Source organism: Acidovorax sp. SUPP950 (assembly GCF_030158935.1).
GTDB lineage: Bacteria > Pseudomonadota > Gammaproteobacteria > Burkholderiales > Burkholderiaceae_C > Paracidovorax.
In genome coordinates, this window is record NZ_BQXE01000002.1 from 677,858 (window position 1) to 690,584 (window position 12,727).

10 protein-coding genes are annotated in these 12,727 nt (G+C 69.5%); 7 read left to right on the forward strand and 3 right to left on the reverse strand.

The genetic code is table 11. The features are described 5' to 3' along the window. Positions 1 to 77: 77 nt before the first annotated feature. The 7 genes from AVME950_RS12180 to AVME950_RS12210 all read left to right on the forward strand — a co-directional run bounded on the left by AVME950_RS12180 (position 78) and on the right by AVME950_RS12210 (position 9,760). Positions 78 to 1,679, forward strand: a complete 1,602-nt coding sequence (locus tag AVME950_RS12180; RefSeq protein ID WP_284430021.1) for an ABC transporter ATP-binding protein — start codon at positions 78 to 80, stop codon at positions 1,677 to 1,679. Further along, positions 1,666 to 2,739 carry an ABC transporter permease gene (locus AVME950_RS12185; protein ID WP_284407077.1) on the forward strand — a complete coding sequence of 358 codons (1,074 nt, stop codon included), beginning with the start codon at positions 1,666 to 1,668 and terminating at the stop codon, positions 2,737 to 2,739. The genes AVME950_RS12180 and AVME950_RS12185 overlap by 14 nt, the downstream gene beginning before the upstream one ends. Continuing rightward, a complete protein-coding gene (locus AVME950_RS12190; protein WP_284396176.1) occupies positions 2,740 to 3,660 on the forward strand; it encodes an ABC transporter permease in 921 nt (306 codons plus the stop codon). Positions 3,661 to 3,749: 89 nt separating this feature from the next. After that, positions 3,750 to 4,916, forward strand: a complete 1,167-nt coding sequence (locus AVME950_RS12195; protein WP_284430022.1) for a BMP family ABC transporter substrate-binding protein — start codon at positions 3,750 to 3,752, stop codon at positions 4,914 to 4,916. Between the two features lie 155 nt (positions 4,917 to 5,071). After that, a complete protein-coding gene (locus tag AVME950_RS12200) occupies positions 5,072 to 6,127 on the forward strand; it encodes an adenosine deaminase (RefSeq protein ID WP_272551495.1) in 1,056 nt (351 codons plus the stop codon). A 107-nt stretch (positions 6,128 to 6,234) separates the two neighbouring features. Further along, a complete protein-coding gene (locus AVME950_RS12205; RefSeq protein WP_284430023.1) occupies positions 6,235 to 8,697 on the forward strand; it encodes a penicillin acylase family protein in 2,463 nt (820 codons plus the stop codon). A 61-nt stretch (positions 8,698 to 8,758) separates the two neighbouring features. Further along, positions 8,759 to 9,760 carry a 2-hydroxyacid dehydrogenase gene (locus AVME950_RS12210; protein ID WP_272567814.1) on the forward strand — a complete coding sequence of 334 codons (1,002 nt, stop codon included), beginning with the start codon at positions 8,759 to 8,761 and terminating at the stop codon, positions 9,758 to 9,760. Positions 9,761 to 9,800: 40 nt separating this feature from the next. Here AVME950_RS12210 and kynA read toward each other — a convergent pair whose 3' ends face one another. From kynA to kynB, 3 genes are read right to left on the reverse strand one after another with little or no spacing between them, the layout of a single operon-like run. Next, on the reverse strand, positions 9,801 to 10,688 hold the full coding sequence (gene kynA, locus AVME950_RS12215; RefSeq protein WP_284407073.1) for a tryptophan 2,3-dioxygenase: 888 nt from the start codon (positions 10,686 to 10,688) through the stop codon (positions 9,801 to 9,803). A gap of 3 nt (positions 10,689 to 10,691) precedes the next feature. After that, on the reverse strand, positions 10,692 to 11,999 hold the full coding sequence (gene kynU / locus AVME950_RS12220) for a kynureninase (RefSeq protein WP_284430024.1): 1,308 nt from the start codon (positions 11,997 to 11,999) through the stop codon (positions 10,692 to 10,694). Positions 12,000 to 12,045: 46 nt separating this feature from the next. Further along, positions 12,046 to 12,687, reverse strand: coding sequence for an arylformamidase (gene kynB / locus AVME950_RS12225; protein WP_284430025.1), 642 nt, complete (start codon positions 12,685 to 12,687; stop codon positions 12,046 to 12,048). Positions 12,688 to 12,727 lie beyond the last annotated feature (40 nt).

Below are 12,727 nucleotides of genomic sequence, written 5' to 3' on the forward strand. Positions count from 1 at the left end.
GCCAACGCATGAAGGACGTGCGCAGCATTCCGGTTTCGTGCCCAACCCCCTTTGAAAATCAAGAGACAATCGCCCGCATGAATTCCTCCCACACCTCCCCCGCCGCCGCGGCGCCGGTGCCGCGCCTGCAGCTGGCGGGCATCACGAAGCGCTATCCGGCCGTGGTGGCCAACAGCGGCGTGTCCCTCACGGTGCAGCCCGGCGAGATCCACGCCGTGCTGGGCGAGAACGGCGCAGGCAAGTCCACGCTGATGAAGATCATCTACGGCGCGGTCAAGCCCGACGAGGGCACCCTGCACTTCAACGGCCAGCCGGTGGCGGTGCGCAATCCGCAGGAGGCGAGAGCGCTGGGCATCGCCATGGTGTTCCAGCATTTCAGCCTGTTCGACACCCTCACCGTGGCCGAGAACGTGTGGCTGGGCCTGGACAAGCGGCTGCAGCTGGCCGAGGTCACGCGCCGCATCGCTGCCACCGCGGCCGAGTACGGGCTGGACATCGACCCGCTGCGCCCCGTGCACACCCTGAGCGTGGGCGAGATGCAGCGTGTGGAGATCATCCGGGCGCTGCTCACCCAGCCGCAGCTGCTGATCCTGGACGAGCCCACGTCGGTGCTCACGCCCCAGGCGGTCGAAAAGCTCTTCGTGGTGCTGCGCCAGCTCGCCAGCCAGGGCTGCAGCATCCTCTACATCAGCCACAAGCTGCACGAGATCCGCGCGCTGTGCACCGCCTGCACGGTGCTGCGCGGCGGCAAGGTGACGGGCGTGTGCAACCCGGCCGAAGAGTCGAACGCCTCGCTGTCGCGCCTGATGATCGGTGCTGAGCCACCGGCGCTCACCCACCGCCCCGCGCACCTGGGCGAGACGGTGCTGCGCGTGCAGGGCCTGTCGCTGCCGCGCATGGACCCGTTCGGCGTCGATCTGATCGACCTCGGCTTCGAGGTGCGGGCGGGCGAGGTGCTGGGCATCGCCGGCGTCTCCGGCAACGGCCAGAAGGAATTGCTCTATGCCCTGTCGGGCGAGGACACGCGCGCCCAGCCCGCGATGGTGCAGGTGGCCGGCCAGGCCGCCGGGCGCATGAACCCGCGCCGCCGCCGCGCGCTGGGCCTGCATTTCGTGCCCGAGGAGCGGCTGGGCCGCGGGGCCGTGCCCACCATGGGCCTGGCGCACAACCTGCTGCTCACGCGCAGCAACTGCGTGGGGCCGGGCGGCTGGATCCGCACCGGCGCGCTGCAGGCGCATGCCCGCGCCATCATCGAGCGCTTCCACGTGAAGGCGGGCGGGCCCCATGCGGCCGCGCGGTCGCTGTCGGGCGGCAACCTGCAGAAGTTCATCGTGGGCCGCGAGATCGATGCCAACCCGCGCCTGCTCATCGTCTCGCAGCCGACCTGGGGCGTGGACGTGGGCGCGGCCGCGCAGATCCGCGGCGAGATCCTGGCGCTGCGCGATGCCGGCTGCGCCGTGCTGGTGCTCAGCGAGGAGCTGGACGAGCTGTTCGAAATCTGCGACCGCCTGCACGTGGTGGCCAAGGGGCGCCTGTCGCCCTCGGTGCCGCGCGCCGAGGCCACGGTGGAGCGCATCGGCGAATGGATGAGCGGGCTCTGGCATGCCGACGTGCAGTCGCACCTCGCACGGGCCGAAGCGGCGCGCGCGCAAACGGAGGCGGCCCATGCTCAAGCTTGAAGCCCGACCCCAGGCCTCGCGCTGGTGGACCTACGGCTCGCCGGTGCTGGCGCTGGCCGTCACCGTGCTCATCGGGCTGGCGCTGTTCGCGGCGCTGGGCAAGGACCCGGTGCGCGGGCTGCAGGTGTTCTTCTGGGAGCCCGTCAAGAACCAGTACGCCATCGGCGAGCTGATGGTCAAGGCCACGCCGCTGCTGCTGATCGCGCTGGGCCTGGCCGTGTGCTTTCGCTCCAACGTGTGGAACATCGGCGCCGAGGGGCAGTTCGTGATCGGCGCCGTCGCGGCCGGCGGCATCGCGCTGCTGGCCGACCAGACCACGGGCCCGTGGATCGTGCCCGCCATCCTGCTGGCCGGCGTGCTGGGCGGCATGGCCTGGGCCGGCATCACGGCGCTGCTGCGCGACCGGTTCAACGCCAACGAGATCCTCGTGAGCCTGATGCTGGTCTACGTGGCCACGCTGGTGCTGGGCTACCTGGTCTACGGGCCGTGGAAGGACCCCATGGGCTACAACTTCCCGCAGACCAAGACCTTCGAGCGCGTGACGCAGATCCCGCGGCTCATGCAGGGCTCGCGCGTGTCCATCGGCCTGCTGCTGGCGCTGGCGGGCGCCGCGGCGCTGTGGGTGTTCCTGTTCCGCACGCGGGCGGGCTTTGCGCAGCAGGTGGGCGGCCTGGCCCCGGCGGCGGCACGCTACGCGGGCTTTTCCTCGCGCCGAGCGCTGTGGACGGCGCTGCTCATCTCGGGCGGCGCGGCGGGCCTGGCGGGCGCGCTGGAGGTGGCGGGGCCCATCGGCCAGCTCACTCCCTACGTGCCGGCGGGCTACGGCTTCGCGGCCATCATCGTGGCGTTCGTGGGGCGGCTGCACCCGGTGGGCATGGTGTTCTCGGCGGTGCTGATGAGCATGTTCTACATCGGCGGCGAGCTGGCGCAGTCGCGCCTGGGCCTGCCCAAGTCGCTCACGGGCGTGTTCCAGGGCCTGCTGCTGTTCACGCTGCTGGCGTGCGACACGCTCATCGCCTACCGCGTGCGGTGGGTCGGGTCCCAGGGGAGGGCCGCTTAAATGGAATCGTACGCACTGCTTCTAGGCGCCACGCTGAGCGCGGGCACCGTGCTGGCCATCGCCGCCCTGGGCCTGCTCATCAACGAGAAGGCCGGCATCGTCAACCTGGGGGCCGAGGGGATGATGCTCTGCGCGGCCATCGCCGGCTTCGCCACCGTGGTGCACACGGGCAACACCTGGCTGGGCTTCGCGGCCGGCATGGCGGCGGGGGCGTTCCTGGCGGCCATCTTCGGCGTGCTGGTGATCTGGCTCAACACCAACCAGTACGCCACGGGCCTGGCGCTGAGCCTGTTCGGGGTGGGCTTTTCCGCCTTCGCGGGCATCCGCTACGTGCAGGCCAAGCTGCCGGAGCTGCCCAAGTACGCCGTGCCCGGGCTGGGCGACCTGCCCATCGTCGGGCCCGCGCTGTTCCGCCAGCACCCCCTCGTGTACCTCACCATGGCGCTGGTGGCGGGGCTGGTGTGGTTCCTGTACCGCTCGCGCGCCGGTCTGGTGCTGCGCTCGGTGGGCGAGTCGCCCGAGTCGGCCCATGCGCTGGGCTACCCGGTGCGGCGCATCCGCCTGGCGGCGGTGGTGGCCGGGGGGGCGCTTTGCGGGCTGTCGGGCGCGTACATCTCCACGGTCTATACGCCGCTGTGGGTGGAGGGCATGGTGGCCGGCCGCGGCTGGATCGCGCTGGCCCTCACCACCTTCGCCACCTGGCGGCCGGCACGGGTGTTGCTTGGTGCCTACCTGTTCGGCGGCGTGACCATGCTGCAGTTCCACCTGCAGGCCACGGGCGTGCAGGTGGCCAGCCAGCTGCTGAGCATGCTGCCCTACGTGGCCACCATCGTGGTGCTGGCGCTGATCTCGCGCAACCCGGCCTGGATCCGTGTGAACATGCCGGCCTCGCTTGGCAAGCCGTTCCATCCCGGGTCGTGACCCACACGGCCCGCGCGGTGCTGCACGGGCCCCCGATAATTTATTTTTTCGTAGCCTTTCCCCTCACTTTTTTCCTCGAAGGAACCGACATGACCGATCTGCACAAACGCTCGCTGCTCAAGGTGGCCGCGCTTTCCGCCGTGGCCGCCGCCGCCCTGGCCGGCTGCGGCAAGAAAGACGAGCCCGCGCCAGCGCCGGCCGCCGCTCCGGCGCCCGTTGCGTCCGCGCCCGCCGCGAAGGCCGAGCCTTTGAAGATCGCGTTCGCCTACGTGGGCCCGGTGGGCGACGGCGGCTGGTCCTTCGCGCACGACAACGGCCGCAAGGCGATCGAGAAGGAGTTCGGCGACAAGGTGCAGACCAGCTTCGTGGAGAGCGTGCCCGAGTCGGCCGACGCCGAGCGCGTGCTGCGCGACATGGCCTCGCAGGGCAACAAGCTGATCTTCGGCACCACGTTCGGGTACATGGAGTCGATCCAGAAGATCGCCCCCGACTTCAAGGACGTGAAGTTCGAGCACGCCACCGGCTACAAGACGGCCGAGAACGTGCGCACCTATGACAGCCGCACCTACGAGGGCGCCTACATGGCCGGCGTGATCGCCGGCGCCATGACGCAGACCAACACGCTGGGCGTCGTGGGCTCGGTGCCGATCCCCGAGGTGATCCGCAACATCAACAGCTTCACGCTGGGCGCGCAGTCGGTCAATCCCAAGATCAAGACCAAGGTGGTGTGGGTGAACGAATGGTTCAGCCCCCCGAAGGAAACCGAGGCCGCCACGTCGCTCATCAACGGTGGCGCCGACGTGCTGTTCCAGAACACCGACTCGCCCGCCGTGCTCAAGACCGCGCAGGAAAAAGGCAAGCGCGCCTTTGGCTGGGATTCCGACATGACCGCCTACGGTCCGAAGGCCCACCTGGCCTCGGCCGTGATCAACTGGGGCCCTTACTACATTAAGGCCACCAAGGATGCGCTGGGCGGCACCTGGACGACCGGCCAGAGCTGGTGGGGCGTGAAGGAAGGCGCGATCGATCTCGTCTCCATCGCCGAGGACGTGCCCGCCGACACCAAGGCCAAGGTCGAGCAGGTGAAGGCCGGCCTCAAGGATGGCAGCTTCTCGATCTGGAAGGGCCCGATCGCCGACAACACCGGCAAGGAAGTGCTGGCGAAGGACGCGGTGGCCGACGACAAGTTCCTGGGCGGCGTGAACTTCTACGTGAAGGGCGTCGAAGGCACCGTGCCCGGCGGCGACAAGAAGTAAGCGATCCCGCAGCGAATCCAGGCCGGCGCGCGTGCCGGCCTGGCGCGGCCTGCCTGGCCCGGGGCAGGCGCCGATGGCGGCGGGCCGCGGACAAGGCATCATTGCCCTACCGCCGCCCCGATCGGGCGCGCGGCATCCCTTTTTGGAGTCCGCTGATGTTCAAGGTCCCCCCCATTCCCGCCCAGCGCCTGCCCGCGCTGCTGCGCAGCATGCCCAAGGCCGAGCTGCACATCCACATCGAAGGCTCGCTCGAACCCGAGCTGATCTTCGCCCTGGCGCAGCGCAACGGCGTGGCACTGCCGTACGCGAGCGTGCAGGCCCTGCGCGATGCCTACGCGTTCACCGACCTGCAGAGCTTTCTTGACATCTACTACGCCGGCGCCAGCGTGCTGCTGCACGAGCAGGACTTCTACGACATGGCCTGGGCGTACCTGCAGCGCGCCGCGGCCGACAACGTGGTGCATGCCGAAATCTTCTTCGATCCTCAGACGCACACGGCGCGTGGCGTGCCGATGGAGACCGTGATCCACGGCCTGCACCGGGCCTGCACCGATGCGCGCCAGGCGCTGGGCATTTCGTCCGCGCTGATCCTGTGCTTTCTGCGCCACCTGAGCGAGGAAGATGCCCTGGCCACGCTGGAGGCGGCACTGCCGCTGCGCGCGCATTTCATCGGCGTGGGGCTGGACAGCAGCGAAGTCGGGCACCCGCCGGAGAAGTTCGCGCGCGTGTTCGCGCGCTGCGCCGAACTGGGTCTGCGGCGCGTGGCGCATGCAGGCGAGGAGGGGCCGCCGGCGTACATCTGGAGCGCGCTCGACGTGCTGAAGGCCGAGCGCATCGACCACGGCGTGCAGGCCGTGCACGACCCGGCGCTGATGCAGCGGCTGGCGCAGGAGCGCATCGCGCTCACGGTGTGCCCGCTGTCCAACCAGAAGCTGTGCGTGTTCCCCGACCTGGCCGACCACAACCTGCGCCAATTGCTCGATGCCGGGCTGGCGGCCACGGTGAACTCGGACGACCCGGCGTACTTCGGCGGCTACATCAACGACAACTTCACGCAGCTGTTCGCGGCCGATCCGCAGCTCACGGCGCGCCACGCCTACCAGCTGGCCTTCAACAGCTTCGAGGCGAGCTTCGTGCCCGAGGCCGACAAGCACGACTGGGAGCACCGGCTGAAGGTGTGCTTTCAGCAAAGCGTCGAGCAGGACTATTGACGCCCCTGTCGCCGGCAGGGGATGCGTACAGCACTGTACGCACTGCGCTTATCCTTGGGGCCCGTTCGCCGCATCCAAAAGGCGGCTCATCCCAAGGAGACAAGGCCATGAGAGAGAGATTTTGGCGCGGCAGCTTGCCGCTTTCCGTGTTGGCGCTGTCGGCGCTGGCTGCCTGCGGCGGGGGCGGCGGCGAAGGCGGCGACAACGGCCGCTACAGCGCGGAGATCCGGCGCACGGCCATGGGCGTGCCGCATATCAAGGCCTCCAACTGGGGCAATGCGGGCTTCGGATACGGCTATGCGCAGGCGCAGGACAACCTGTGCACCATGGCCGATTCGTTCGTGACCTACCGCGGCGAGCGCTCGCGCTACTTCGGGGGCGATGCGCTGCTGGTGTACGAAAGCACCATCGACCGTCCGCGCAATCTCGACTCCGATTTCTTCCACCGCCACGTGATCTCCAGCGACGTGGTGGACGCCATGGTGGCGGCCCAGCCCGACAACCTGCGCAAGATGGTGGCCGGCTTTGCCGCCGGCTACAACCGCTACCTGCGCGAGGCCCAGTCCGGCAGCACCGCCCATGCGGCCTGCCGCACGGCGGCATGGGTGCAGCCCGTCACCGCGCGGGACATCTGGCGGCGGATGTATGCGGCCAATCTGGCCGGGGGCTACAGCAACTTCGTGGCGCCGCTGGCGAATGCCACGCTGCCCAGTGCGGCCGCCAGCACGACGGCCGGGACCGCCATGCCCGCGTCGCCATCCCCCCAGAAGGTGGCGCAGCTCGATCCCGCACGCACGCAGCCGCCCCGGCTGCAGGTGGGCGGAACCGCGGGCATCGGCAGCAACATGTACGGCTTCGGCACCGCCGCCACCGGCGAGTCGAGTGGCCTGCTCTTCGGCAACCCGCACTGGTACTGGAAGGGACCGGATCGGTTCTACCAGGCCCACCTGACCATTCCCGGCGAGCTGAACGTGAGCGGCGCGTCGTTCCTGGGCGTGCCGGTGGTGCTGATCGGCTTCAACGACAACGTGGCCTGGAGCCACACCGTCTCCACCGCGCGGCGTTTCGGCGTCTTCCAGCTGCAGCTGGCCGATGGCGACCGCACGACCTACGTGCGCGATGGCAAGGCGGTGAAGATGGCCGCCACCCCCATCACCGTGCAGGTGCGCGGCGCCTCCGGCGCGCTCACCGATGTCACGCGCACCCTCTACAAGACCGAGTACGGGCCGGTGGTGAACCTGGGCGGCCTCAACCCGGCACTGGCCTGGAGCCAGACCACGGCCTTCGCCATGCGCGACGTCAACGGCGAGAACTTCCGCACCTTCCGCAACTGGATGCGCTGGAATCAGGCGGCCTCGCTGGACGAGTTCATCGCCATCCAGAAGCAGGAATCGGCCATTCCCTGGGTCAACACCGTGGCCGTGGGGCGCGGCAACCCGCGCGCCTGGTATGCCGACATCGGCGCCGTGCCCAACGTGTCGACCGAGCAGGTGGCCACCTGCACCACCGGCTTCGGCAAGGCGATGGCGGCGGCCCTGCCCAACGTGCCGTTCTTCGACGGCTCGCGCAGCGCCTGCGACTGGCAGACCGACAGCGACTCGGCGCAAAAGGGCACCGTGGGCGCTTCGCGCATGCCCAGCCTGTTGCGCGACGACTATGTGGGCAACATGAACGACAGCTACTGGCTGGCCAACGCCAGAGCGCCGCTCACGGGCTTTCCCGCGATCTTCGGCCCGGCCGGAACGCAGGCGCAGAGCCTGCGCACGCGCATGGGCCACACCATGGCGCTGGAGCGCCTGGCCGGCACCGACGCCTATGCCGGCCAGCAGGCCACCAGCGCCATCGTGCGGCAGATGGTGCTCGACAGCCGGGTGTTCAGCGCCGAGCGCTTCAAGGAGCAGGCCCTCTCCCTGGTCTGCGTGGCGCCTCAGATCACGGTCGCGGTCGAGGGCCGGACGGTGGACGTGGCCGCTGCCTGCGCCACGCTGCGCGCCTGGAACAACACCGGCAACGCCACGGCGCGGGGCTCGCATGTGTGGGACGAGTTCTGGAACCGCGTGAAGGTGCCGGCTGCGCAGCTCTATGCCGTGCCGTTCAGCGCCGCCGACCCGCTGAACACGCCGCGCGAGCTGCGCGCCAGCGCCGCCGATGCGCTGCGGCAGGCCTTCGGCGCCGCCGTGCTGAGCGTGCAGCGCAGTGGCTTCGCGCTGGATGCGCCGCGCGGCGACGTGCTGTTCGCCACGCGCGGCGACAGCAAGATCGCGCTGTACGGCGGCTGCGGCGATCCGGGCTACTTCACCATCAACTGCTCGGAAAACCCGATCGAGCAGGGCGGCTACAGCATGGACGGGCAGCCGCACGGCAACAGCTACATGCAGGTGGTGGGTTTTCCGGCCGGCGGGGTGGAGGCGCACACGTTCCTCACCTATTCCCTGTCGGACGATCCGGCCTCCAGCCGCAACGGCGACTACACCCGGGCCTACGGGGCCAAGCAGTGGCTGCGCCTGCCGTTCTCGGAATCGGAGATCACGTCAAGCGCGGGCTACAGCACCGTCACCGTGAGGGAATGATCGGCCGAGCGCCCCGGGGGGTGACGCAACCCGGTGGCGCGCCCCGGTCGATTGGCGCAAAATGGGGCGGCAGCGCTTGATCCGCCTGCCCGTTCAGCTATCAATATGGAAGCATCCTGTCGTGTCCAGTCCTCGCATTCCCCTGCTTGTTCTCAACCACCTGTCCCCGCAGAGCCAGGCCCAGATCGCGGCCCTTTACGACCTGCACTACGCCCCCACGGCGGCGGACCGCACCGCGGCCATCGTCACCCAGGGCGGGCGGTTCCGGGCGGTGCTCACCATCGGCTCGCTGGGCCTGAGCGCCCAGGAGATCGAGGCCATGCCGGCGCTGGAGCTCGTCTGCGTGCTGGGTGCCGGCTATGAGAACGTGGACCTGGCCGCTGCCCGCGCCCGCGGCATCGTGGTGGCCTCGGGCGCCGGAACCAACGACGACTGCGTGGCCGACCACGCCTTCGGCCTGCTGATCGGCGCGGTGCGCGGCCTGCGACCGCTCGACCGCCTGTGCCGCGAAGGCGTGTGGCGCGACGCCATCGGCCTGCCGCCCAACGTGTCGGGCAAGCGCCTGGGCATCTTCGGCCTGGGCACCATTGGCCAGAAGATCGCGCGCCGCGCCTCGGGCTTCGACATGGCCGTGGGTTACCACAACCGCAAGCCGCGCGACGGCGTGGCCTACGAGTACTTCGGCAGCCTGCTGGAACTGGCGAAATGGTGCGACGTGCTGGTGTGCGCCACGCCGGGCGGCGCGGCCACGCGCCATGCCGTCAATGCCGAGGTGCTGCAGGCGCTGGGCCCGCTGGGCTACCTGGTGAACATCGCCCGGGGCAGCGTGGTGGACACCGAGGCGCTGGCCTCGGCCCTGCGCGTGGGCGGCATCGCCGGCGCGGGGCTCGATGTCTACGAAAGCGAGCCGCACCCGCCCGAGGCGCTGATCGGGCTGGACAACGTGCTGCTCACGCCGCACGTGGCAGGCTGGTCGCCCGAGGCCGTGCAGGCCAGCGTGAACCAGTTCCTGGCCAACGCCGGCGGGCACTTCGCGGGCACCGGGGTCGTGGCGCCGGTGTGAGCCGCGGGGGCGGCCCTTCGGGGCCCGCCACCGCTTGGTTTCAAAGGTCGGTGCGCAGCTTCCAGATCTCGGGAAACAGCACCACGTCCAGCATCTTGCGCAGGTAGCTCACGCCGCCCGTGCCGCCGGTGCCGCGCTTGAAGCCGATCACGCGCTCCACCGTGGTCACGTGGCGAAAGCGCCAGAGCCGGAAGGCGTCTTCCAGGTCGGTCAGTTCTTCGCCCAGCTGGTACAGGTCCCAATGCTGCCGCGGGTTGCGGTACACCACCAGCCAGGCCTGCTCCACGGCATCGCTTTCCTCATAGGGCTGGGTCCAGTCGCGGGCCGTGTGGCTGTCCGGCACCGGAATGCCGCGGCGCGCCAGCAGGCGCAGGGCCTCGTCGTAGAGCGAGGGCGCCTCGTAGGCGGCCTGCACCTGGGCCAGCAGGTCGGCCCGGTGCTCGTGCGGGCGGAGCATGGCGCGGTTCTTGTTGCCCAGCGCGAATTCGATGCTGCGGTACTGGTAGCTCTGGAACCCGCTGGAGCTGCCCAGGTAGGGCCGCATGGCGCTGTACTCGGGCGGCGTCATGGTGGCCAGCACGTCCCAGGCGTGCACCAGCTGCTCCATGATCTTGGAGACGCGCGCCAGCATCTTGAAGGCCGGCTGCAGCTCGTCCTGCGCCACCAGCGCGATGGCCGCGCGCAGCTCGTGCAGCATGAGCTTCATCCACAGCTCGCTGGTCTGGTGCTGCACGATGAACAGCATTTCATCGTGCGCCGGCGAGCGGGGGTTCTGCGCGGTGAGGATGGCATCGAGCGACAAATAGTCGCCGTAGCTCATGCTCTGGCTGAAGTCGAGCTGGGCCCGCTCTTCGTGCACGATGGATTCGGGCTTGCCGGTGGTCGCTTCGCTGCCGGCGGGCGCGGGGGATTGGGAATGGGGGCACATGGCTCAGGTCACCGCGTTGATCTGGTTGAACTCGGCGCGCTGCCACTCGGCGCCGTCGAGCACCTGGCGAAGATGCTCGACCGCATTCCACACGTCTTCGAAGCCGATGTACAGCGGCGTGAAGCCGAAGCGCAGGATGTCCTTGTGCGGGCCCTGGCCGCCGTCGCCCTTGCGGAAGTCGCCGATCACCCCGCGCGCGATGAGCGCCTGCACGATCGCATAAGCCCCGCTGCCCTGGCCGTGGAGGCCCTGGCCTTCGTCCCGTGTGAGGCACACCTGCGAGCCGCGCCGGGCGTGTTCGCGCGGGGTCGCCAGGCCCAGGCCGTGGTCGCCGCAACGCGCTTGCACCAGCTGGATGAACAGGTCTGTCAGCGCCAACGATTTGGCGCGCAGCGCGGCCATGCCGCCCAGCGGCTGCGCGGCATCGAACACGTCCAGGCCGCATTGCAGGGCCGACAGGCTGATGATGGGCTGCGTGCCGCACAGGTAGCGCGTGATGCCGGGCGCGGGCTGGTAGCCGGGCGTGAACTGGAACGGCGCCGCATGGCCCCACCAGCCGGATAGGGGCTGCCAGAAACGGTCGGCATGGCGCGGGTGCACCCACACGAAGGCCGGGGCACCGGGGCCGCCGTTCAGGTACTTGTAGCCGCAGCCGATGGAAAAGTCGGCATCGGCGCCCTGCAGGTCGACCGGCACCGCGCCAGCGCTGTGCGCCAGGTCCCATACCGTGAGGATGCCGGCCGCATGCGCCGCCGCCGTCAGGGCCGCCATGTCGTGCATGGCGCCGGTGCGGTAGTTCACGTGGGTGAGCATCAGCACCGCCACCTCGCCAGTGAGCGAGGCGGTGATCTCCTCGGGCTCCACCAGCACCAGTTCCAGGCCGCGCTCCTTGCACAGCCCCTCGGCGATGTAGAGGTCGGTGGGGAAGTTGCTGCGCTCGCTCACCACGCGCCGGCGGCCCGGGCTCTCTTCACGGGCGATGTTGAGTGCCGCGCTCAGCACCTTGTAGAGGTTGATGGACGTGCTGTCGGTGCACACCACCTCATCGGCACCGGCACCGATGAACGGCGCGAGCTGGTTGCCCAGGCGCTGGGGCAGGTCGAACCAGTTGGCCGTGTTCCACGAACGGATCAGGTCCGTGCCCCACTCGCGCGTCACCACGTCGGCCACACGGGCCGCCGTGGCTTGGGGCAGCACGCCGAGCGAATTGCCGTCCAGGTAGATGACGCCCGGGGGAAGGTCGAAGTGCGCGCGCAGCGGGGCCAGGGGGTCCTGCGCATCGAGTGCGCGGCAGTCTTGCAAGGTCGTCATGAGAAGCTCGGTTTAATCAAAAATGATAGCAATCAGGGCAATGAAATCAACGGCATGGGCGCAATATGGCCCTGACCGGCGAGGCGTCGGCCGTGGTCAGCTTCAAGGGCAGGGCGATGAGTTCGTAGTCGCCCTCCGGCACCTCGTCGAGCACCAGGTTCTCCAGCACCCGCAGGCTGCGGCGGCGGATCACCTGGTGGCTGTCCAGCGTCTTGCTGTCAGCCGGGTCGATGCTGGCGGTGTCGATGCCCACCAGCACCACGCCCAGATCCGCCAGCCGCTCGATGGTGCCGGGCGCGTAAGCGGCCAGGGCCCCGTCCCAGCGATCGACCGGCATGCGCTCGTAGGTGCGCACCAGCACCCGCGGCGGAAGGTCCTGCATGGCGTGGGCCAGGTGCGCCCATTCGATGAGCGGCCCCGCGCCGATGGCATGGATCACGCGGCAGGGGCCGATGAAGGCGTCCAGCGGCACCTCGCCGATGGAAGCACCGTCCGGGTCGTAGTGCAGCGGGGCATCGGCATGCGAGCCGACATGGGGCGACAGCGTGAGGGCGCTCACGTTCACCGGGCAGCCGGGCCCGATGGTGGCGCACCACTGCTGCGTGTAGACCGTGTCGCCGGGGAAGACCGGCGTGGCGGCATGCACCGGCGCCGAAATGTCCCACAGCCGGGGTGAATTCGTGTTCATGGCGCGCATGCTATGCGCATCGGGGGTGTTTTCCAAAGGG